The sequence below is a fragment of the bacterium genome (assembly GCA_040753555.1).
Classification (GTDB): domain Bacteria; phylum UBA9089; class UBA9088; order UBA9088; family UBA9088; genus JBFLYE01.
Map to the genome: position 1 here is coordinate 1 of JBFMDZ010000021.1, position 21,304 is coordinate 21,304.

Here is a 21,304-nt window from a genome sequence, read left to right on the forward strand (position 1 = left end):
AATATATCGGCATTTTTTCCTTTTTTTTAAAGATAAAATTTTAGTTTTTCTCTTTTTGAATAAAATAAAGTGTTAAAAACCTAGGCAGGATTTGTTTCTACAAACTTATGGGTAAGTTCCAGTTTTTTTTGTTTTTTTGCAGTATAAAGGATTAAATTTCTTAAACCCTTTTTGTATTCGTAAATGTGATGATTGAATATCGACATTATCAAAACTCCAAATCATATCTCCATAAAATAGACCAATACGGCCAAAATAATTAATACTGCTCCCGTAATGGCCTTTTCATGGCGATCTAAGAAATGCCACTTTATTCGCTCTGTGCCCTTCATGCCCAAATCCACCATCAGGATCATACCAAGAATCGTTACAATCAGATAGATGGCTGAAACCATAACAATGCCGGACCAGCCTCTGGTCCCTGCTACAAAAAAGTAGGAACCAATGGCAACGCATGGCGAAAAGAAAAGCGCGGTAGCCAAAGGAAATATAATAGCCGATTTTGACTTTTTTGAAATCGCACCGGTTCTTACGGAATCTTGATGATGCTGCCCACCGTGGCTTTTAAAATTCAAAAAAATATAGACAAGTCCTAAACTAACCAGAATCAAAGGAGATGCAATCCTCATTATAAATTCATTGGCGGAAGAAAGTTTGTAGCCAATTATCCCAATAAGAGTTCCAATTAAAATAGTGCTAATTATATGAGGAATAGCAATCAAGGCCGTAATCCAGGAAGTCTCCACACGAGACCACTTCTCGGTTTTACTGATCATAATCAGCGGAATCCAATGATCCGGCATTAACGCATGGACTATACTTAAAACTAAAGCACCAACTGAAACTGTTATCATATAATTACGGGATTTCAAAGGTTAAAGTTGCCGTATAATGTAACTCATTGCATTTATCTTTTAAGTCATCCAAAGCAGGTAATTTTATATCTGCTTTTATTAACCAAGCGCCCCAATGGGTAAGCCTGATTTTAGCTATTCCTTCTCCGTTTGTAGAAGTAGCATAGGCAAAATCATCACCCGTAGAAAAACCCATGTAAGTAGCATATACTTTACAGAATCTCGCTGGTTTGCCTTCAAACAAAATCACAACTGGCAAAAAATGCCCTCCACAGCCGTGAAGTTTATAAGGGTTTTCCAAAGGAATTATCTCTAATCTATGTCCCACTGGTTTTGAAAAAGCATCATCTTCTGCCTCACCGACATCTATTAGACTCTTGGCATATTGTTCGTAGTAAAGGCTTAAAATAACACTGTTAAGTCCTGTCTTAGGCCCAATTTTATGATGAACTTCTCCTTTATCAACATACATCGCGTAAAACCCAGGCTTTTTGGAAGCAGTTACTATGTATGAACCTGGTTGCTTAAAATTTATCTGAGTAGCCAAGAATCCTCCAGCGTTAGGAGTTATCTTTTCGATTCCGCCATCAGGATAAATCAAAGAGAACCCCCCCTGTAAATCCTCAACAGCCAAAAAGTCATCTACCGGATAACTATGCCCCCAGCCAAAGTAGACATTGGTTTTTGCTCCATACTTAGGATGAAATTCCACCCTATAATCTGTAGCATTTATCCATAGCGTATGGGCAAAAGCATCCACAGAAAACATCAAACAGCCACTTAAAAACAAACCTAAAACAAAAAGATTTTTTATATTTTTCATTTCACACCTCCTAATTTAACTTTCAACCCGCCCATAAATTCGGTGCCATCTATGTCATACTCATCAGAGATGTTTTTCTTACCAAAGATATTATCCACCCGGGCAAAAACTTGAGCATGTTTCCCAATGTCTTTAGTTAAGGCAAGATTGAATATGGTGTAACCTTCTAATCTGTTGTAATTACTATCATATCTTCTTCCGATATACTCACCTTCTAAATTTATGCTAAGCTCAATTTTAGGAATCTCATAGCCTAACTCTAAGCTCAATTTATGCTTTGGCTTATATGTAAGCTCCTTTCCTGTAGATTCATCTTTGGTGTCCAAAAAGGTGTACCCTAATTTTGTGGTTAAATTTTCCACGAGTTGGCTGGTTAAATTTAACTCTATACCTTGAGTCCTTGCTTTATCTACATTTTCCCAATACATATCATAGGGAGGAGGGCTGGGTTTTTTTACAATTCTATAGCTCATCAAATTCTTAAGCTCATTCCTAAAAAGGGATAGTTCAGTCAGAAGTTTTTCTGAAAATTTATACTCTGCACCTACTTGATAGCCGATAGAGTCTTCTGGTTTTAAATCAGGATTTGCATGGACAAGATAAGGCCCCATTCTCCAGCCATCAGCATATAATCTAACTAAAGGGGGCGCCTTAAAACCTGTGCCTACAGAGGCTCTCAATTTAAGATCATCTATTACTTTATAAAGCAAGCTGGCTTTGGGATTAACCTCTCTTCCCCATTTATCATGTTTATCTAAACGGGTGCCCAAAACAAAAGTGAAGGGAGCAAAGTTCATCTCATCCTGGATAAAGAAGCTATTTATGGTCTGGTCTGCTTTATATTTTTTGCCTCTGTCATCTTCATCTTCTTTTAATAACTGGTAACCGCCAGTTAAAGTATATTTGTCAAACAAAAGACGGGAATAATTTAGCTCTACCTCGTAATTATCATTATCCCAATCTGACTTTTTATCAGCTGTTAAGTGTTTGTAATTAAACAAAGAACCCCTTAAGCTTAATTTGGATAACTCATCAGTCGCCCATTCCCAGATAGAGTTAAGGCCAAATCTTTCCTGTTTCCTGCCCTCATATTTCATTCTCTGCTCAGAGTAATAAGGCTTCAGGGTCAATTTAGATTCCTGTGTAAACTCATATTGGAAGCTTCCTTGAAATATGCTTTCCCAATATTGGTCAGTTTCTTTACTTACCCCCTCTGACTCTCTATAAGTATAATTAAGAAAGCCGCCAAATCTATCTTTTTTAAACCCGCCGCTTACTTCATGAATTTGTGTTCCGTGGGCACCAAAGGAGGCAGAGGTAGAAAATATGGGTTTTAAAGGAGCGGATTTGGTAATGATATTGACTACTCCACCCACAGCATCACTTCCATAAAGAGCAGAGGCAGGACCTTTTACCACCTCAATTCTTTCTACCATTTCTATAGAAATCTGCTGTAAATCAACAGCATTCCGGTGTCCTCCTAAAATCCTCTGTCCATCTACTAAGATTAGGGTATGCTTTTCATCTAATCCTTGCAATTCAATTTTTCCCTTATCGCCCCAGGAGCAACAAGATTTATTAATCTTCACTCCCGTTAGATACTTTAAGGCCTCCTGAACTGTCTTGATATTTTTTGCCTCAATCTCTTTACTGGTAATCACCTCGGTGCGCACAGGTACATCTTTTAATACCCTTTCGCCCTTAGTGGCTGTTACCACTACCTTTTCCAGTTCAATAGCCTCTTCTGCTAAAACTGATTGGGATAGGTAGAATCCCATACCTGCTGCCAGAATGATTACTGGCATTGTCTTTGTTAACCTTGTTAACATAACGCACCTCCTATTTTCTTTTTGATTTTCATTTTCAATCTCCAATTGTAATTGAAACTCAATCTCAATTATACCATATTATACCATAAAGTATTTTTTTGTCAACAAACTTTTGCAGGAAAATTTTTCAAGAAATTTTTTTAGGAAGTATTTCTCACAGGAGAACCATTTTTTATATGTGTTTAGCTTTAATGGAACAAATGAAATCCGAAATTCGAAATCTTAAAACAAATTCAAATGACTAAAATTGAAAATTCAAAACAATATAATTTAGAAGATGATTTTCAGTTCTATAATGAGGAAATTGCAGTAAAAATGTTTAGAATTTTGAATTTAGATATTATTTCGTGCTTAAATAGATACAAGGGGATTTAAGTCTAATTGAGCAGGCATTCAAAACTATCAAGACAGGATGCCTTGAGGTAAGACCTGTATATGTGCGTAAAGAAAGTAGAACCAGGGGGCATGTTTTTGTCACCATGCTTGCTTACCTATTGGTGCATGAATTTTGGAAGAAGACAAAAAACTTAACCCTGCCTATTGCCTATATGATTGACTCGAATGGATTATATCATTATAAGCTTGGAATTAAGAGAGGAAGTTCTGCTTTATGTTAAAGTCTCAATTTCTTATTGCTGAAGAATAGCTTTAACAAAAGGGTTTGCTTGAAATTCAATTGATTTTTGGTATATAAAGTCAGACACCGACTACAGGGATTTTATTCCTCTCTGCAAGCCCTAATGTCTTTGGAAGAATAACAACAACATTGCTTTTTATTGCCAATACCCTTGCATCTGCTTTTTTCATTATCTTAATTGTTTGTTCGCCTATTACAGGAACCTCCCTTCCCCTTTTTCCATACTTTACAACAACAAAGCCTTCTGCTATCTTTCCTGCCCTCTTTATTGTCTCATTTGTTCCCTCTAATGCCTCAACGGAAATTACAATGCCATCTTTTATACAAATTGTCTGGCCAATCCCAAGGGAATTTATCCTTTTGGAAACAACGAGCCCCTTTTCTATATCCTCCATCTCATCTTTGCTTGGCTTGCAAGATGTAAGAAAGCCTTTTTGTGCAAGATATGAAGAAAGATACATTTTTTGGTTTAATACCCTCATTCCTTCTTTTTCAAATCGGCCTTTAATGTGTTTTATGATGGCCTCATCATCCCTTTTTGGAAAAAATTCTTTTGCTTTATAAACCATTCTTTTCTCAAACTTACCTGCAAATACAACCTTTTTTATTCCTTTGTTTTTAAGAAGACAAATTATCTCATCAATATCTGGTTTATCGGGAATCTTAATGAGAATAGAATCTTTTATTTCCTCTTTAAGAAGATTAGAAATTTCTCCCCCTCCTTCAATAATAGCAACCATCTAACACTATTTCTTCGCCCTATCAAGGTATTTCCCCGATGTTGTATCAACGATTATGGAATCTCCCTCCTTTATGAATTGGGGAACAAGAATTTCCATTCCATTTTCTAATGTTGCAGTTTTAAATGGAGCACCCGATGAGCCCTCTTTTATTCCAGATGCCGTGCTTTCTATCTTAAGGGTAATTGTCTTTGGAAAATCAATGTTTACAGGATTTCCCTCATAAAATTCAACCATAATCTCTGTATTCTCCTTAAGGTATTGGCTAATACCTCCAACAACAGAGGATGGAACAGCAAATTGCTCATATGTTTCCTTGTTCATAAAATAATAATTTGAGCCATCATTATAAATATATTCCATTGGATACTTATCCAGGGTTATATCCTCTATTAGGTCATTTCCATGGAATGTTGCCTGGGTTATGGCATTATTTTCAATATTTTGAATCTTTAAATGAACAATTCTTCCTGCTTTAGCAGCACCTCCAAACTCAAGATTCAAAACCCTATAGAGCTTTCCATCTATCATTACAACCCTTCCCTCTCTTGCCTCTTCTGACTTAATCATCCTTTCACCTCCTATAAAATTTTTCTATAAATACCTTAAAATTTAAAACCTTTTCATAATAATCCTCTAAATCCAGCTCTTCTTCTATTATCATTGTATATCTAAATTCAACAGAATAGGGGGTTAAATTTACAAAATCAAAGATATTCTCTGGAAGGTTTATTTTATTATCTTCGCAAGTTTCTATTAGTATCTCTAAATCATGGGTTTTTGGAAATTTAATATCCGCAAAAGAAAGAAGCGATTTTAAGAATTTTTCAACTGCTTGTTGCAAATGAAACAACAAAATTTTTCTGCTTATATCTTCTTCCTTTAAATTCTTCTCTACAAGCTTTAAATCAGCACATCCAAGTTCAAATAAAGTTATATATTCTTCTTTATTATCCATATAAAATCACACCTTTCTCGCGAGCTTCGGCTATTACACTATTCTTCCAATTTTTTGAATAAAAATCATATTCTTGTGGTGTAAGAACAATAATATCAAATGGAAATTTAAGACCCTTTAAGGCTCTTCTTATTTTTGCATACTCCATTATTTTGGATTTTATCCCTTGTTTTATAATTAAAAAATCTATATCGCTACCTTCTTTGTAATTTCCATATGCATAAGAACCAAAAAGGATAATTTTATCAGGGCTTGAGCTCTTTAATATTCTAAAAACTATCTCCTTTAATTCAATTTTAGTCATCCCTAAACTTAATATTATAATTTATATCAAAATGGCTTCCTTTTTCAAGCAGAATTGTTGCCATTACAATTATTCCCTGTTGGGTTACATCAAAGCATTTCTCTGATTGAGAAACCGTGTATAATGGAATTTTCCAGAATACAACATCTTTATTGCTTTTTATAATTATATCATTAAGAAGCCTTATTTCTTTTCCAATTATCTCTTCTTCTTGGTCATCAAAAATAGAAAAGCAAAACTCAACGCCAAACTTCCCGATAATCCCCTTTGTTTTGTATTTAAATTCAAGAGAATCCTTGTGTAGAATAATATCTTTGGAAATTGAGATATTTTCATCTCTCCATAATAGAAAAACATCATAGCCCTTAACTTGATAGCTATATGGCATTTCAAATGCCTTAAATTTCCAGGAAATTGAGCCTTCCCTTATATTCTTTAGACTTACATCTTCCTGAAATATATGGTCTTGCAAGAAGGAATGTGTATATTGGTCATAGAAAAGAAAATCCTTTGCATGAGATATATCCCTCTGGACATCGTGGATGCTTGGTGTTTCAGAGGAATTATCAATTGGGCATTCCTTAAGATGGCTATGATATGCCTCTTTTCTTCTTGAAAGAATATCTGTTAGATTTTTTCCCCCTGTATCTATCTCAGAGATAATTCCACCATTATAAGGCTCTACAATAAGATTAAAATTCCCTTTCTTTATATAAATTTCATTCTTTAGGTCATTGTTAATATCTTTTTCTATAACAATATCATTTTTTATGGCAATGTCCTCTGCCTTAATAAGGTTTGAATAAAGAGCCTTTCTTAAATGAGGAAGATACAATCCACCAAACACACCATGCCAATATCCACAATTGCATTGTGCCTTATAAAGGAATTTCCTTGCCTCTTTATTTTCTCCTATTAAAGATGATGTCCAAACCATCCTCTTGTGCAAATGGTCTGCATCAGGGTATTTTATAAAGAAATTCCTAAAATATCCTCCCTTTAAAAACTCCCTTGCTTTATCATAAAACCCAATTCTTTTTGCCTCCTCAATTACATTGTGAAACCTCTCGCAAGATAAGGTCAAAAGGCACCATTCTGTCATCTCCTCATAAGAGACGCAAGGAATATAAACCTTTCCTTTGGAAGAATGGTTGTTAAGGTATTCGCTAAATGTCCCTGTTTTAAGCCAAGTTTTATTTTCCTCCAATAATTGAAAAAATCTATCAAGCCATCCATCGCTATAGACCCATTTATGGGTTCCAGGCCAAAGGCCAAATTTCTCTCCATCATCACCCATTGTCAAGCAAGCATCATCTGGTTTTGTCTTTAGGTAATCTATAACCTCTTCTGGTCTTCTAAATGGAATAAAATAGCGTAGGTTTTTATCAATAGGAAATATTACCAGGGTATTTCCCTGGTCTTCGGTTAAAAAATAGCCAGAAAGGCTATCTATGGGGATACCTGACCAGAGGAAATGGGTATCATCTATGGTTGTGTATTTTAAAGAAGATGCAATTCTTGGAATAGAAGGCTCCCAAATCCTCTCTGCAAGCCAGAAACCTTGTGGTTCTACATCAAAATGGGCTTTTAAGAAGCCTTGCATCATCTCAATCTGTGCTTTTGCATCGGCTTCGGGGATTATGGGAAGAATAGGCTCATAAAATCCACCTGATAAAATTTCTACCCTTTCCTCAATTATAAGGTTTTTTATCCTTTCTAAAAAATCTGGGTGATTTTCTTGTAGCCATTCAAGGAGGCATCCACTATAGTGAAGGTTTATCTTTACATCAGGATATTTCTCAAATACATCAAGAAATGGTTTGTATGCCTTGTTATATGCTTCCTCAAAAATATAGTCAAAATTCCCAACAGGCTGATGGGAATGGAGACAGAGGATTAAATACATTTTTAGTTTTAAGTTTTTAGTTTTCTTAGCATGACCATTTCATTGCTTCATATTCAGGGGTTGGAACAAGCATTGATATATACCCTGCTTTTGGCCAAACTTCAACAATTATTCCATTCCTTTCAAACGATGCTGTGAACCTTACCTCCTCCTTTTGACCTACAGAGATAATCTCAAAAGGAATAGCTAGCTCTAATATCTTATAAAATGCCATATTTTCTAAATCCCCCTTTTTTGTCAAGGTTAAATCAGGATTTATCTCAAAAAGCTCCCCCTTTCCATTTTTTGAAACTATTATCTTATACCTTGTCCTTGTCTCTATATTTATTACCAAAAACTCATTCTCTAAAAAATGATTGGAGGCATCAATAGCAATATAAAGGGTTTTAAGGTCATAGCCATACATTATCTTCTTTATCCTATTTTCTGAATAATGCATTGTTCCGCCAGAAAAGCTTATGTCATAGCTGCCTGCACATAGCCACTCATAATAGCTTGTTATCCTTCCATCTATTATAGGAGAGATAGAATGAATAGGAAAGGTTAGGGGTTTTATAAATTTTGGCTTTGTTATTGCCTCATCAAGATAGGATGGAGGTGTTTTGTCAATGATTTTATAAACATTCTTAAGGTGTGTTCTGAAGATAAGGTCAAAGATATCATCCTGCGAGGACTCAAAGTCATCGCCATACCACCAGAACCAGTCAGAGCCCTCTGCAATGTATATCTCCTCCCAGGCATTTTTGTTGTCTGGTGCAATCCTTTGGAGATCATCCCTTGTTTTTTTAAGGTAATCCCATGCCTTATCCTTCTCTATTTTTCCCCTCCAAATCCTAAAGGAATGGTCAATCCATGAACCTGGGTATATATTGGTAATCTTTGTAGATTCTTTTGCTATATTTGCAAATTCAGAAAATGTTATTGTCTTAACATCATCAAGATTTAACAATTCCTCATATATTCCAGAAAGGAATGCCTCTCCACCATCCTTATAGTATTCCCAGGGGTTTTCACCATCAAGGATTATGCTTACAATATGCTCACCAGGGATAGCAGAGACATAATCCCTTATCCCTTTGATATGGCCTATGAAATCAGAAACGCTTTTTTCTGGCTTATTCTTTGAATAGACAAAGCTAATTGAATTTGAAAGGTTTTTGTCCCTGAAGAATATTTTTATATTCTCCATCTCGTACATTTTGTATATAGAATGCCTAGGTAGATTTGGAATTGTATTAAAAAGAATCTCCTCATCTGTTGCAATCCAGGAAATTTCAGATTGAGACAACATAGAGAATATATCAGAAGAAACACCACCCTCTGGTGGCCACATCCCCTTTGGAGGCTTCCCAAACAAGGAAGAATAAAGGTTTATTGCATTTTCAACCTGTGCTTTTGCATCATCTTTAAAATCAAACCCTCCCTTTTTTCCATCCATAAGTAAAGGTAGGATTGGGTGATAGAATGGGCTTGTTGAAATTTCAATTTGACCTTTATCCTGAAGATTTTTGTATTTTAGAATTATTGATGCAGCTATTTCCCTTTGTTTTTTAAGGAGTGTTTGCTTTTCATTCTCTGTAAAATCTTCGCCTTTTATAAAAAGGTTATTTATAAATTCATCCTCCCTTGCCTTAAACCCAAACCATGTAAGGTTATAAAAAACCTGGAGGTCTCTTATATCCCTCTCTGAAAATTCATCTATTCTCTTTTTAATCTCATTTATTGATACATTTTTTCCCCTCTTCTGCAATAATTGCTTGAACCTTGGATATGGAAAAACCATTGTCTCCCAATTGCATAGGAAGAAATTTGAAAGAAGGTATATCTTTTCTTCATCTGTTAAAGAATCTGCCTCCTTTTTGCTTATTTCATAATGGTAATCAGCTACATTATTTTCTGCAATATCTTTAATTTGGGACAAAAGGGACGCTGTAAGGTTAAATGTTGCCTTAATATTTGGAAATTTCTCAAGGATAGATGCCATATCATAATAGCCCTTTGTTGAATGGAGCCTTACCCAGGGAAGGGTATATGAATTTGTAAGGCTATCCTTATAGGATGGCTGATGAAGGTGCCATAAAAATGAGACATATAGGGTTTTCATTCTAAATCTGTTTCCCTTAAATACTTTGCCGCATCCTCTGGCGGTGTTGGGTTTATATAAAACCCTGTTCCCCATTCAAACCCTGCAACCCTTGTAAGCTTTGGCATTATTTCAATATGCCAATGAAAATCCTCACTCAATGTCTGCCAATATCCCCTTCTTGCAAACCTATTTGGTGCGGTATGGATAACATAGTTATACTGCGGGTCATTTAGACAAACAGCAAGCTTTTTAAAGACAAGGGAAAGTATCTCTGCCAATTCATCGTCATTTTTTCTTACATTTTCGGAATGAAAATCTATATCATGGTGCTTTGGAAGGATGCATATCTCAAATGGAAACCTTGAGGCATATGGACAGAATGCAACATATCCATCGTTTTCGGAAACTATACGCTTTCCAAGGGAGAGCTCCTCTTCCATAATATCGCAGAATATACACCTCTCCTTTGCCTTAAAATAGATTTCTGCTCCTTGCAATTCTCCCTTTACTGTCCTTGGCGTAACAGGCGTTGCAATAAGCTGGGTATGAGGATGCGCCAAAGATGCACCTGCCTCTATGCCCTTATTCTTAAAGACAAGGACATATCTCATATTAAGGTCTTTATGCAAATCCTCAATCCTGTGCTGAATTGTCATTATAACATTTTTTATCTCAATGATAGATTGGTCTTTAATATGCTTATGGTGGTCAGGTGTTTCTATAATAACCTCATGTGCACCATACCCTATCATCATATCATATACGCCTCTGCCCTTCTTTGCCAATTTTTCATCTATGCCTAGGGCTGGAAATTTATTTGGAACAACCCTTATATCCCATCCTGTCTCATTTGGCTTTGAACCTGGTTTTCTTATGCTATATATCTCTGGAGGTGTCATTCTTTCATTTCCAGGGCAAAATGGACAGGTGCCTTCATCCTTTTTTTCCAAAGGCTTCTCAAATGCACCAGGCCTTTCCCCCCTTTCAGATGCAATAATAACCCATCTTCCCAATATCGGATCCTTTCTTAATTCACTCATCCCTTATTATATATCGTCATTTTTTAAAAAAATCTTTACCACAATTTTGACTTTTGATTTTTATTTTGCTTCCCCTTCTCCTGTTACTACAGAAAGAAGCTCAGCAACATCTGTGGCTTTGCTTATAGCCTCCTCTGGGCTAATAAGACCTTCCTTTGACAGGTCAATAAGGGATTGATTTAAAGAAATCATCCCCTGCCTCCTTCCAACCTGTAAGAATGATGGAATCTGGTATGTCCTTCCCTCCCTTATCAAATTCCTTACAGCAGGAACAGCTATTAAAACCTCAAATGCAGCAATCCTGCCCTTGCCATCAGCCCTTTTCAAAAGAACCTGAGACATAATCCCCTGAAGGTTTGATGCTAATTGAATCCTAACCTGCTGTTGTTGATGTGGAGGAAAAACATCTATTATCCTATCTATTGTCTGGGTTGCATCGGGTGTATGAAGGGTTGCTAAAACAAGGTGTCCTGTTTCTGCGGCTGTAATGGCTGTCTGAATTGTCTCTAAATCCCTCATTTCACCAACAAGAATTATATCAGGGTCCTGACGAAACATATGCTTTAAGGCATCCTTAAAGCTCAATGTATCAGAACCAACCTGCCTCTGGTTGATAACAGCCTTTTTAGATGAATGGATAAATTCAATCGGATCCTCAACAGTAACAATGTGTGAGGTGCTATTTTCATTTATAAAATCTATTAAAGCTGCCAGGGTTGTTGATTTTCCAGATGATGCAGGGCCTGTTACAAGAATCATCCCCCTTGGCCTTGTGCATAAGCTCTTTACAACAGAGGGTATTTTTAGCTCATCCATTGTTGGAATTTTATATGGAATTGCCCTAAATACAGAAGCAACGCTTCTTTGTTGATAGAATATATGTGTCCTAAACCTTGACAAATCCTTTATGTCCATACAGAGATCAAGAAAGAGGTCTCTCTTAAACCTCTCCTTCTGGGCATCTGTAAGCAATGCCAAAGATAGATTTTCTGCTTCCTCCTGAGTAAATGGCCTTATCTCCTTTAAAGGCAAAAGGTCACCGTGCACCCTGAGAAGGGGCGATGAATTTGCTTTAATATGAAGGTCAGAAGCCTCCTTCTTTAGCATCAACTCAAGAAGCTTTTCAATAATCATTTTATTATTTTAATGCTTTTTCTAATAAAATATACCTTAAAAGAAAAGATTTTGTCTAGTATTATTTTTTAGAAAATATTACCATTTTTAAAAATTAAATCTTGACAGGGCTTTCAAATAATTATAAATTCTTTTGAAAAGTTTATGAAAAAAAACCTAAATTTACATCTTGTTATTTTTGTTCTTCTTTTGACAGGAATTGGCATTATTACCCTTTATAGCACAACATCTACATGGAAAGATGTCTTGTGGAAAAAACAGCTAATTTGGGCAATTATTGGAATAATTTTATGCCTCCTCATGACCTTAATTGACTATTCAATCCTTAAAATAAAGGGCTTGTTTATTTACATAATAGCCATTGGCCTTCTTATTATTGTCCTTTTTATGCCTCCTATAAGAAATGCTCGCTCCTGGTTTGTATTTTCTTTTTTTTCCTTTCAGCCATCTGAGCTTGCAAAGATTTCTACAATAATTATGCTTTCTCTCTACCTAAAGGATAAGCAAGGGAGGCTTTGTTCCCTATCCTCCTTTCTATGCCCCATTATTATTATCCTTATTCCTGTATTCTTAATCTTGCTCCAACCTGATATAGGCTCATCCCTTATCTTCTTTCCCATCTTTTTTTCTTGTGTTTATATTTTAGAGCCAAATAGGGCTATTTTTTATTTAATCTTTTCTTTTTTCGTCCTTTTTGCTCTCTCTACAATATTCTTTTCCTGGTTTTTCTTTAAAGGATATGGGTTTAAATCCATTTTTATCTTAATTTCTATAATAGCCTTTTTAAGCTTTCTCTTTTGCAATTATATTAAGAAAAGCAGGGCATCTATTATCATCTTTTTTGTTATAACTTTATCTTTAATAAGCTCAGTTTTTGCCTCAGCTATCCTCAAGGATTATCAAAGAAAAAGGCTCCTTGTTTTCTTAAATCAATCATTTGACCCACTCGGTGCTGGATACAATATTATCCAATCAAAGATTGCTATTGGAGGAGCAGGCGTTTTTGGAGCTGGTTTTTTGAAAGGGCCACAAAGCCACCTTGGATTTCTTCCTGAGAGGGCATCAGATTTCATCTTTTCTGTTTATGCTGAAGAATGGGGTTTTGCTGGTGTTTTTTTCCTTATTCTTCTTTTCTTTCTCCTTACAACAACAGGGCTTAAGATAGCAAGATCCTGCGGCGACCCATTTGGAAGCCTTCTTGCTTGTGGTATATCAACAATGATTGCTGTAGCAGGGTTTATAAACATTGGAATCTGTTGTGGAATCCTTCCTGTAACAGGAATTCCCCTTCCATTCATAAGCTATGGCGGCTCATCCCTTTTAATAAATATGCTGTCTATTGGAATCCTCCTTTCAATAAATAAATGGGCAAGATAGGAAAAGAAAAAAAGGTAAAGCTTATTATAGGGATGCTCACAAAGGATGAACAGCTCTTTGAAGAAACAGAAGATATTCTTAAAAGACAATTTAAAAAGATAGAGCTTGCCTCTTGTATATTTGCTTTTGATGAAACAGAATATTACAAAGAGGAATTTGGGGAAGGCTTAAAAAGAAAATTTATCTCATTTAAAAAGCTTATATTAGAAGGCTCTATTTCAAAGATAAAGGTCTACACAAATTCAATTGAGGAAAAATTCTCTCTTTCTGGAAAGAGGAGGATAAATATTGACCCAGGATACATTGGAAGTGGGAAGCTTGTTTTGGCAAGCACAAAGGATAGCTATCATAGGGTATATCTTAATAATGGAATATATGGAGAGTGCACCCTTTATTTTTATAAAGGTGAATTTAGGGAATTCCCCTGGACATACCCAGATTTTAGAAAAGAGGAATATAAAAATTTTTTTCTTTCCGTAAGGAAAGCATACCTTAAAAACTAATGTATGGGTTCAAGTCAAATGATATATTTTTATCTTACAAGAACATACTTTCTTTGATTTAAAATCCCCTCTATATCTTCTTCTTTCTGTTCTATTTGATAACATCGGGTCAAATTTTTTGGTAACTATTCAGTCTCTATTATAGGGATATGTTAAATTTTTCTCAATCTTTTTCGTAACTATATATTAAAGTGATTTCAAAACAAGAGAAAAATTACATTAGTCATTTTGACACACAGCACATACAATAAACTTATGGGGGACAAAATTCCATAAATCCTGCTTTTTCCCTATAATTTTCTTGTCAAATAAGGAGGATAGATGTTAGAATAATTTAATGAAACTTAGCCAATATTTCTTTCATACATCAATTGAGGTTCCAAAGGATGCTGAAATAATCTCCCATAGCCTTATGCTAAAAGCAGGGCTTATTAAGATGCTATCATCTGGTATCTATTCCTATCTTCCTCTTGGCTTAAGGGTATTAAGAAAAATAGAGGGGATAATCAGGGAGGAGATGAATAAAATAGGTGCAATTGAGCTTTTAATGCCCTCTCTTTCTCCATCATCCCTTTGGAAGGAAACAAATAGGTGGACAGAATATGGAGAGGATATGTTCAGGCTAAAGGATAGGAAGGATAATGAATTTGGCCTTGCTCCAACACATGAAGAGCCAATATGCGATATTGTAAGGGATATTGTCCAATCATACAAAAAACTTCCATTCTCCCTATACCAAATCCAGACGAAATTTAGGGATGAGCCAAGACCAAGGGGTGGTGTAATAAGGGCAAGGGAGTTTCTAATGAAGGATGCATATTCATTTCACAAAACAGAAAAAGAGCTTGATGAGACATATCAAAAATTCTTTGGGGCATATAAGAGAATCTTTGAACGATGTGGCTTAAATTTTGTAATTGTTGAGGCAAGCGCTGGAATTATTGGAGGCTCATTTTCTAATGAATTTATAGCCTCTTCAGAGAATGGAGAGGATACAATATTTGTTTGTAAATCCTGCGGCTATTCTGCAAGCCTTGAAAAAGCAGAAATAGAATTCAGGAGTCAAGGGTCAGGGATCAGGGGTCAGGAGATGGCGCTTGAGTTGGTTGAGACACCAAATCTTAAGAGCGTGACAAAGGTGTCAGGCTATCTTTCCAAGAAGCCAGAAGAATTGATAAAAACATTGGTTTTAAAGGCAGATGGCGATGTTATTGCTGTTCTTATTCGTGGAGACTCTGATCTTAATGAGGAAAAGCTTAAAAAGGCATTAAATATAAAAGAGCTTTCTATGGCAGACGAAGAAACAATAGAAAAAACAACAGGTGGACCTTTGGGATTTTCAGGCCCAATTGGCCTTAATATAAAAATAATTGCCGATTATTCAGTAAAGGATGGAGGAAATTTTGTTGTTGGTGCAAATAAGGAAAATTTTCACTATATAAATGTAAATATGGGAAGGGATTTTAATGTATCTTCCTTTTTTGATTTAAGAAATGCAAGGGAAAATGACCCTTGCCCTAAATGTGAGGGCTTTCTTTCTGAAATAAAAGGAATAGAGCTTGGCCATTGCTTTAAATTAGGAACAAAGTATTCAAAGCTAATGGGATTGAGGTTTCTTGATGAAAATGGAGAAAAAAACCTAATAATTATGGGCTGTTATGGAATCGGCGTATCCAGAATAATTGCCGCTGTTATTGAACAAAACTATGACAAAAGAGGGATGGTATTTTCAAAAGAGATTGCACCATTCTCCTTAGTTATTATAAACATTGAAAATAAAGAATTGGCGGATTGGCTCTATTCAACCCTAAAGGATTTGGGAATTGATGTGCTGTATGATGATAGGGATGAAACCCCAGGAAAGAAGTTTGCAGATGCTGACCTTATTGGCATTCCATACCAGATAATCATTGGAAAAAAGTCTACAAGGGAAAAAATAGAGTTTGTAGAGAGAAAAACAAAAAAAACAGAATTTTTAAGCCTTGATGAGATTATAGAAAGGATAAAATGATTGAATCAAGACATTATAACGAGGATACATACAAAAAAATAGAAATACAAGGCCATATTTTTGCTTGTACAAGAAAGAGTGAAAGTGAATGTTTTGATAAGATGCTTTTTGCTACAAATAAACTCTATGAAGATAAGGCATTACTTGTCAAAAAAGGAGATATTCTGTTTTTACTAAACATTGATACCGATAAACTTTACGGCCCTTTTATTGCTAAAACAGATTGTGTTGAAAATTTAGACAAAGAGGCGTTCAATGGCAAATACCCATTCCAGGTTAAAGTTGGAACTAATGGGGAGTTAAAAACTATAACCAAGACTAAAAATGTCCTTTCTAAAATGGGAATTGACTGGAGAGAAAGATTGAATAGGAGGCGGATAAAATGGCTTTTGGATTATTTAACTGATCCATCAAATTTTGATTGGGAAAAAGTTATAATTACAAAGGAAGAGGAAGAAAAACCCCGTTTGGAATCTACCACTTTATGGGATTATCCTACGCAAAGCTATGGAAAAACCCGTAAAGGAGACAATAAATATCCAGGTGTTACACCTGCCTTTATAATTTATAATATGATAAAGCGTTATACAAGAGCTGGGGATTTAGTTGTTGACCCTATGGCTGGTAGTGGCACCACCCTGGATGTTTGCAAAGAAGAAGGCAGAAGATGTATTGCCTATGATATAGCGCCGACCAGACCAGATATTATTCAGAATGATAGCCGAAGTATCCCATTACAAGACAATATTGTTGATATGATATTCATTGATTCCCCCTATGGTGATAATGTGAGATACAACGAAAATCCCTTAGATATTGGTAAGATCTCTGCCGAGAAGGAAGAATTTTATAATGAATTAGAAAAGGTAATGAAAGAATGCCTTCGGATACTTAAAACCGGAAAAGTGCTCGGCTGGTTAATTGGTGACCAGTGGGTTAAGAAAAGGTTCACACCCGTAGGCTTAAAGATTTTTGAGAGACTATGCAAATATTTTGAGCCATTAGACATTATATGTGTAGTTCGCAGAGGACAAACCTCTAACACGGGTATATGGTATAACCGAGCAATCCGCTTTAACTTTTACCTGCGTGGGTTCAAATATCTTTTGCTTATGCGAAAAACCTTGCCAAAAGAGCAAATGAAAGAAGGGGAAAGAAAGATAGAATGGAGGTATTATGAGAGAAAAAAATGAAATACAATGGCTTGCTTAAGATGTATGAAAATTTGTATCTAATCAGGTTTTTTAAGTAAATTACAGTTACAACCTAAAGATATGGAAAATTCTAAATCCAAAGCACTTAAAAAATAATGTCCAATGTCCAAATCCAAATGTCCAATATGGAATTTGTCATTAAGATATCCGGCAAAAAAGGGAAGAGCCATTGTAGAACTTGATACAGATGGAAGTTATGTGATGAGTGAAAGAGAGGTAGAGGAGAGTGAAAAGGTTAAAATGTTTTCTTATTTTATTGATGACCTGAAAAGGTTATTGAGGAATAAATAATCAAATGATAAAAGGCATAGGAACAGACCTTGTTGATGTTTCAAGAATAAGAAAGGCAAGTAAAAAATGGAAGGATAGATTTCTTGAAAAAATATTTACAGAAGATGAGCTTTCCTATTGCAATTTAAAAAACAATCCATACCCACACCTTGCAGGAAGGTTTGCGGCAAAAGAGGCTGTAATGAAGGCTTTAGGTGTTGGATTTCCAGCCATTTCATTTAAAGACATAGAGATTACAAACCATTCTGGGCCACCAGGGGTAATCCTCAAAGGAAGGGCAAGAAGAATTGCAAAGAAAAAAGATATATTAAAAATTCTTGTTTCAATATCCCATATAGACGACAAGGCATCTAGCTTTGCTATTACTGAATGAAAATCACACTTATTGAACCAGGCTCGCCTGATTGGCATGTTTTTTCTGATTTTCCCCTGCCAAGGCTTGGACTTCCAATCATATCCTCTATCCTTAAGAAAGAGGGTCATTCGGTTAATATATTTTGTGAAGACCTATCACCCATTGACTACAAAATAGCCTATTCCTCTGACCTTATTGGCATATCAACAACAACCTCAACCGCACCAAGGGCATATAAAATTGCAAGGGAATTTAAGGAAATGGGAATCCCTGTTGTAATGGGAGGTCCCCATGCAACATTTAGACCAGAGGAAGCCCTTGCCCATTCCCATTACTGTGTAAGGCAGGAGGGAGAGGAAACAATAAAAGAGCTTGTTTTGGCACTACCTAATGGATGTAATTTGAAAGATATAAAGGGTCTTTCATACATAGAGGATGGAAAATTTAAGCACAACCCAGAAAGGGAATTGTTGTGTGACCTTGATTGTATTCCATTTCCTGATATTGATGGAATTGTTGGAAAAGAAAAGCTTCGTATTTTTCCAATTCAAACAACCAGGGGATGCCCATTCAATTGCTCATTTTGCTCAGTAACGCCAATGTTTGGAAAGAAATACAGGATGAGGTCAATAGAATCTGTAATAGATGAGATTGCCTATAGAAAACAGAAGGATATATTTTTTTATGACGATAATTTTTCCGCTGTTAATGAGAGAACAAAATCCCTCCTTGAGAAAATGGCAAAAAATGGCATCTCTCCAAAAAATTGGACAGCACAGGTAAGGGTGGATATTGCAAAGGATAAAGACCTCCTCCTTTTAATGAAAAAAACGAATTGCCTATTTGTCTACATTGGCTTTGAGTCAGTAAATCCAGGAACACTTAAGGAATACAAAAAGGGGCAAACTTTGGATGAGATTAAAGAAGGGATAGAGACAATACATAAATTTGGAATAAGGATACACGGGATGTTTGTCTTGGGTTCTGATTCTGATAGGGAGGAGACAATAAGGGAAACCGTAGATTTTGCTAAAAAATACAAGATAGACACAATCCAATTTCTAATCTTAACACCACTTCCTGGAACAAAGACATTTAATGAGCTTGATAAGGCTGGAAGAATTTTTACCTACGATTGGTCTTTGTATGATGGGATGAATGTGGTCTATGAGCCAAAGCAAATGACACCATATCAATTGCAATTAGGAAATATAAAGGCTTTAAGAAAATTTTACTCCCTGCATTCTGTTATAAAGCTTTTTCTTAAATTTAAGCCTTTAAATGCCCTCTTGAGGTATTATGGAAGAAGAATTAGAAAAAAATGGGAGGCAAAGCACAAAGAGGCATTAGAGAAGCTTAAGGATTTCTCAGCAGAGATTTTAAAGAAAAAGAGGGGTAAAATATGAAAAAATGGTTTTTAATAGCCCTAATTTTAATCATTGCTGCTATTTTTGCTCTTATCTTTCTTGAAAGACAAGAGAAAAAGGCAATTAAGGTAACTTTAGGCACGGTTACAAGGGGTGAATTAAGCCTTAAGGTTAGGGCAAGGGCAAAGATTGAGGCAAAGGAAAGGATAGAATTAAAGGCAAAAAGGTCAGGGGTTGTTACATTTATTCTGGATGAAGGAACAAGGATTAAAAAGGGGGAGGCAATTGCCATTTTGGATGATAAGGAGCTATTGGCAGGGGAAAAAGAAAACCTTGCCCAATTGCTTGGCCTTCAAAATGAACTTAATAGATTAAATAGGGGTATTGACATAGAAGAAATAGAGAAAAGATTAGAACAGGCAAGGATTTCTTATGAGGAACTCCATCGCCAATTCCTTAACAGGCAAAGACTATTTGAAAGCTCTGCAATCTCCCTTGATGAGTTTAAAAGGATAGAAGCAGAGGATAGTAAGGCTAAAATTGCATTTGAGCTAGCAGAAAAGCAATTACAGGAAACAAAGGCTTCTCATAATGAACGAATGCAACAGATAGAAAGCCAAATAGCTAGCATAAATGCCAATCTTTCCTTTATCAAACAGCAGCTTATCTGGTCAAAGATTACATCTCCTATTGATGGGATTATTATTTACAAGCTTGTTAAGCAAGATACCTATGTCCAGCCCTCTCAAATCCTCCTTGTAGTTGCCTCTTTTTCAAGCTTTGTTGTTAAATCTGATATAGATGAGACGGATGTTGAAAAAATATCCCCAGGGATGAAGGCAGATGTTCTTCCTGATGCCTTCTCTAATAAAACCATTTCTGGGGTAATCACTAAAATCGCTCCCTCTCCTATTCTTCAAACCAAAATAAATGCCTTTGAGATAACCGTAGAATTAGAAAAAACCAGCCTTTCTATAAAAAGCGAGATGCTCTGTGATTTGGTTATCCTTTCAGATAAAAGGGAAAATACCTTAAAGGTGCCTTGTGAGGCTATTCTTTCTATTGACAAAAGGAATTACATCTTTGTTGTCCAAAAGGATATTGCAAGAAAAAAAGAGGTATCGCTAGGCCTTATAACACCAAATGAAGTTGAGGTTTTATCTGGATTAGCCGAGAATGACAAAGTAATCCTAAACCCTTCCCCTGATTTAGAGGATAAACAAAGGGTAAGGGTAAATTCAAAACTAAAAACTTAAGGCTCTTCGCATAATATGGTGCAAAAATAATTGTATGCTTATCTTTTTTAACAAAGAGCTTAATTGTATACCCAACCAACTCAGGTTTGCACCCATAACTTTACACTTTATTGTTCAACCTCATTTGTCAAGTTAGAGGAGGATAGTTGCAAATTTGAGTTATTTCGGTATATCAGCCCCTTGCTTTTAAAAAAGCATCACCTTCCTGTTAGCATAATCTAGGGCTAAAATAGTATCAAAATAAATGTACGTGTTTAGCTAATGCTTAATGTATCCTAAAGTTAGGAAAGAAGATATGGACTGTTAAGCACGAAATCCGAAGCACGAAGCACGAAACAATATCTAAATTCAAAATTCTAAACATTTTTACTGCGATTTCCTCATTATAGAGGAACGTATTACTTGTTTTCCATCCTCTATATTACTTATAGTTTTGGATATTTTTTTCACAAACCTTCTCACCTGTTTTGCAAACATAAGCGTTCGTTCCTTTAAATTCCTATATTTCGCTACCTTTGTCCAGAATTACCTCTAAACAGGATATATTATATCAAAAACACATCACAAAAACATAGCCTCTTTTTTCCTTTGTAGATTTTTTTGTTAAATACCATCAAAA

At 35.5% G+C, this 21,304-nt stretch carries 20 protein-coding genes; 8 read left to right on the forward strand and 12 right to left on the reverse strand.

What is annotated here, in order from left to right; genetic code table 11:
- Positions 1-80: 80 nt before the first annotated feature.
- The 12 genes from AB1630_03240 to AB1630_03295 form a co-directional block, all read right to left on the reverse strand.
- Positions 81-206: a DUF2023 family protein gene (locus tag AB1630_03240; protein MEW6102822.1), complete on the reverse strand. Its 126-nt coding sequence runs from the start codon at positions 204-206 to the stop codon at positions 81-83.
- 15 nt (positions 207-221) lie between these two features.
- Complete coding sequence (locus tag AB1630_03245) at positions 222-854, reverse strand: hypothetical protein (GenBank protein ID MEW6102823.1); 633 nt, start codon at positions 852-854, stop codon at positions 222-224.
- Between the two features lie 4 nt (positions 855-858).
- Entirely contained in the window at positions 859-1,677 is an 819-nt protein-coding gene (locus AB1630_03250; protein ID MEW6102824.1) for a DUF4198 domain-containing protein, read from the reverse strand.
- The gene (locus AB1630_03255; GenBank protein MEW6102825.1) at positions 1,674-3,506 is read right to left on the reverse strand and encodes a TonB-dependent receptor; all 1,833 of its coding nucleotides are present in this window, start codon (positions 3,504-3,506) and stop codon (positions 1,674-1,676) included. Before AB1630_03255 ends, AB1630_03250 begins: the two co-directional genes overlap by 4 nt.
- Positions 3,507-4,202: 696 nt before the next feature.
- The gene (gene lpxI, locus AB1630_03260) at positions 4,203-4,883 is read right to left on the reverse strand and encodes a UDP-2,3-diacylglucosamine diphosphatase LpxI (protein ID MEW6102826.1); all 681 of its coding nucleotides are present in this window, start codon (positions 4,881-4,883) and stop codon (positions 4,203-4,205) included.
- A 6-nt stretch (positions 4,884-4,889) separates the two neighbouring features.
- Positions 4,890-5,453 (reverse strand): elongation factor P, encoded by a 564-nt coding sequence (gene efp, locus AB1630_03265; protein ID MEW6102827.1) that lies wholly within the window; start codon positions 5,451-5,453, stop codon positions 4,890-4,892.
- 4 nt (positions 5,454-5,457) lie between these two features.
- The gene (locus AB1630_03270) at positions 5,458-5,841 is read right to left on the reverse strand and encodes a HEPN domain-containing protein (GenBank protein MEW6102828.1); all 384 of its coding nucleotides are present in this window, start codon (positions 5,839-5,841) and stop codon (positions 5,458-5,460) included.
- Positions 5,834-6,145: a nucleotidyltransferase domain-containing protein gene (locus tag AB1630_03275; GenBank protein ID MEW6102829.1), complete on the reverse strand. Its 312-nt coding sequence runs from the start codon at positions 6,143-6,145 to the stop codon at positions 5,834-5,836. The genes AB1630_03270 and AB1630_03275 overlap by 8 nt, the downstream gene beginning before the upstream one ends.
- Complete coding sequence (locus AB1630_03280) at positions 6,138-8,051, reverse strand: alpha-amylase/4-alpha-glucanotransferase domain-containing protein (protein MEW6102830.1); 1,914 nt, start codon at positions 8,049-8,051, stop codon at positions 6,138-6,140. Before AB1630_03280 ends, AB1630_03275 begins: the two co-directional genes overlap by 8 nt.
- Before the next feature lie 25 nt (positions 8,052-8,076).
- On the reverse strand, positions 8,077-10,155 hold the full coding sequence (locus AB1630_03285) for a glycoside hydrolase family 57 protein (GenBank protein MEW6102831.1): 2,079 nt from the start codon (positions 10,153-10,155) through the stop codon (positions 8,077-8,079).
- On the reverse strand, positions 10,152-11,177 hold the full coding sequence (galT, locus tag AB1630_03290; GenBank protein MEW6102832.1) for a galactose-1-phosphate uridylyltransferase: 1,026 nt from the start codon (positions 11,175-11,177) through the stop codon (positions 10,152-10,154). The genes AB1630_03285 and galT overlap by 4 nt, the downstream gene beginning before the upstream one ends.
- Before the next feature lie 60 nt (positions 11,178-11,237).
- A complete protein-coding gene (locus tag AB1630_03295) occupies positions 11,238-12,311 on the reverse strand; it encodes a type IV pilus twitching motility protein PilT (GenBank protein MEW6102833.1) in 1,074 nt (357 codons plus the stop codon).
- 144 nt (positions 12,312-12,455) lie between these two features.
- Here AB1630_03295 and rodA point away from each other — a divergent pair, with 144 nt between their 5' ends.
- The 8 genes from rodA (at position 12,456) to AB1630_03335 (ending at position 20,685) form a co-directional block, all read left to right on the forward strand.
- The gene (gene rodA / locus AB1630_03300) at positions 12,456-13,688 is read left to right on the forward strand and encodes a rod shape-determining protein RodA (GenBank protein MEW6102834.1); all 1,233 of its coding nucleotides are present in this window, start codon (positions 12,456-12,458) and stop codon (positions 13,686-13,688) included.
- A complete protein-coding gene (locus tag AB1630_03305; protein MEW6102835.1) occupies positions 13,676-14,191 on the forward strand; it encodes a DUF4416 family protein in 516 nt (171 codons plus the stop codon). Before rodA ends, AB1630_03305 begins: the two co-directional genes overlap by 13 nt.
- Positions 14,192-14,528: 337 nt before the next feature.
- Positions 14,529-16,202, forward strand: coding sequence for a proline--tRNA ligase (locus AB1630_03310; protein ID MEW6102836.1), 1,674 nt, complete (start codon positions 14,529-14,531; stop codon positions 16,200-16,202).
- The gene (locus AB1630_03315; protein ID MEW6102837.1) at positions 16,199-17,395 is read left to right on the forward strand and encodes a DNA methyltransferase; all 1,197 of its coding nucleotides are present in this window, start codon (positions 16,199-16,201) and stop codon (positions 17,393-17,395) included. The genes AB1630_03310 and AB1630_03315 overlap by 4 nt, the downstream gene beginning before the upstream one ends.
- Before the next feature lie 153 nt (positions 17,396-17,548).
- On the forward strand, positions 17,549-17,707 hold the full coding sequence (locus tag AB1630_03320; protein MEW6102838.1) for a hypothetical protein: 159 nt from the start codon (positions 17,549-17,551) through the stop codon (positions 17,705-17,707).
- 4 nt (positions 17,708-17,711) lie between these two features.
- Positions 17,712-18,080 (forward strand): holo-ACP synthase, encoded by a 369-nt coding sequence (acpS, locus tag AB1630_03325; GenBank protein MEW6102839.1) that lies wholly within the window; start codon positions 17,712-17,714, stop codon positions 18,078-18,080.
- Positions 18,077-19,468, forward strand: a complete 1,392-nt coding sequence (locus AB1630_03330) for a radical SAM protein (protein ID MEW6102840.1) — start codon at positions 18,077-18,079, stop codon at positions 19,466-19,468. Before acpS ends, AB1630_03330 begins: the two co-directional genes overlap by 4 nt.
- Entirely contained in the window at positions 19,465-20,685 is a 1,221-nt protein-coding gene (locus AB1630_03335; protein MEW6102841.1) for an efflux RND transporter periplasmic adaptor subunit, read from the forward strand. The genes AB1630_03330 and AB1630_03335 overlap by 4 nt, the downstream gene beginning before the upstream one ends.
- Positions 20,686-21,304: the final 619 nt, after the last annotated feature.

Coding starts and splice junctions, on each gene's coding strand:
- AB1630_03335 (MEW6102841.1), top strand. CDS start 19,465: ATGAAAAAATGGTTTTTAATAGCCCTAATTTTAATCATTGCTGCTATT.
- AB1630_03240 (MEW6102822.1), bottom strand. CDS start 206: ATGTCGATATTCAATCATCACATTTACGAATACAAAAAGGGTTTAAGA.
- AB1630_03275 (MEW6102829.1), bottom strand. CDS start 6,145: ATGACTAAAATTGAATTAAAGGAGATAGTTTTTAGAATATTAAAGAGC.
- AB1630_03285 (MEW6102831.1), bottom strand. CDS start 10,155: ATGAAAACCCTATATGTCTCATTTTTATGGCACCTTCATCAGCCATCC.
- AB1630_03250 (MEW6102824.1), bottom strand. CDS start 1,677: ATGAAAAATATAAAAAATCTTTTTGTTTTAGGTTTGTTTTTAAGTGGC.
- AB1630_03245 (MEW6102823.1), bottom strand. CDS start 854: ATGATAACAGTTTCAGTTGGTGCTTTAGTTTTAAGTATAGTCCATGCG.
- acpS (MEW6102839.1), top strand. CDS start 17,712: ATGATAAAAGGCATAGGAACAGACCTTGTTGATGTTTCAAGAATAAGA.
- efp (MEW6102827.1), bottom strand. CDS start 5,453: ATGATTAAGTCAGAAGAGGCAAGAGAGGGAAGGGTTGTAATGATAGAT.
- AB1630_03280 (MEW6102830.1), bottom strand. CDS start 8,051: ATGTATTTAATCCTCTGTCTCCATTCCCATCAGCCTGTTGGGAATTTT.
- rodA (MEW6102834.1), top strand. CDS start 12,456: ATGAAAAAAAACCTAAATTTACATCTTGTTATTTTTGTTCTTCTTTTG.
- galT (MEW6102832.1), bottom strand. CDS start 11,177: ATGAGTGAATTAAGAAAGGATCCGATATTGGGAAGATGGGTTATTATT.
- AB1630_03255 (MEW6102825.1), bottom strand. CDS start 3,506: ATGTTAACAAGGTTAACAAAGACAATGCCAGTAATCATTCTGGCAGCA.
- AB1630_03310 (MEW6102836.1), top strand. CDS start 14,529: ATGAAACTTAGCCAATATTTCTTTCATACATCAATTGAGGTTCCAAAG.
- AB1630_03295 (MEW6102833.1), bottom strand. CDS start 12,311: ATGATTATTGAAAAGCTTCTTGAGTTGATGCTAAAGAAGGAGGCTTCT.
- lpxI (MEW6102826.1), bottom strand. CDS start 4,883: ATGGTTGCTATTATTGAAGGAGGGGGAGAAATTTCTAATCTTCTTAAA.
- AB1630_03305 (MEW6102835.1), top strand. CDS start 13,676: ATGGGCAAGATAGGAAAAGAAAAAAAGGTAAAGCTTATTATAGGGATG.
- AB1630_03270 (MEW6102828.1), bottom strand. CDS start 5,841: ATGGATAATAAAGAAGAATATATAACTTTATTTGAACTTGGATGTGCT.
- AB1630_03315 (MEW6102837.1), top strand. CDS start 16,199: ATGATTGAATCAAGACATTATAACGAGGATACATACAAAAAAATAGAA.
- AB1630_03330 (MEW6102840.1), top strand. CDS start 18,077: ATGAAAATCACACTTATTGAACCAGGCTCGCCTGATTGGCATGTTTTT.